Source organism: Cedecea neteri NBRC 105707 = ATCC 33855 (assembly GCF_001571265.1).
In the GTDB taxonomy this organism is placed as follows: domain Bacteria; phylum Pseudomonadota; class Gammaproteobacteria; order Enterobacterales; family Enterobacteriaceae; genus Cedecea; species Cedecea neteri.
The window spans coordinates 1-650 of sequence record NZ_BCTL01000136.1 but is presented as its reverse complement, the minus strand read 5'-3'; the positions used below and the strand labels follow the sequence as shown (position 1 = coordinate 650).

Here is a 650-nt window from a genome sequence, read left to right as displayed (position 1 = left end):
GGCCATCCCGATATTTAAGCGGCTTCCAGGCGGGGCGGCCCCCGGCGATAAAATTCTCATCCACGGCGTTCAGCATGATATTCGCTATCTGCTCCATCAGCGGAGTGCGGCGTTTAACCCGCGCCTCGAGCGCCGCCAGCGCTTCCTCAAGGTCAGGCGGGATTGTCAGGGTGATTTCCGGCTCCACGGTCAGTCCTCCTCGTCAGGTAATGTCCCGTCGAGCACGGCGGCATCGCGCAGGGCCGCCGCGTCATACGGTGCCACATCGGTGATGCGCAGCCCTTCCGCGAACGGGACCAGCGTGACCGCCAGCCGTTCGCCGGTGCCCCGCGTCACCACCGTCACGTTTTCGCCCTGCGTCACCACCGCGTCCGGGCGATACAGGGCGGAGACCAGGCGCGGCCACAGCGTCTGGCCGCTCGCGAGGGCATGCTGCACGACGGCATCGGTGAGCGTAATGACTGGCCGGGGCCACGGGCGGGACTGATGACCCCGGAGTGCGGCCTGCGCACGGGGAGACAGCGCCCCGACACGACGAAAGTCACCGGCAGGCTTGCCGGGCAGGCCGTTTACCCACTGTTCCATATCCCGGTTCATGGTGCTCACCAGACGGTTATTGCTGAGCGTCTCCCGGACGGCCACGGCCGCAA

The 650-nt window shown here is 66.9% G+C and carries 2 pseudogenes; both read right to left on the bottom strand.

The window, feature by feature from the left end:
• A pseudogene (locus CNE01S_RS24165) lies at positions 1-187 on the bottom strand (phage virion morphogenesis protein); the annotation flags it as partial.
• A 2-nt stretch (positions 188-189) separates the two neighbouring features.
• A pseudogene (locus CNE01S_RS25590) lies at positions 190-650 on the bottom strand (phage minor head protein); the annotation flags it as partial.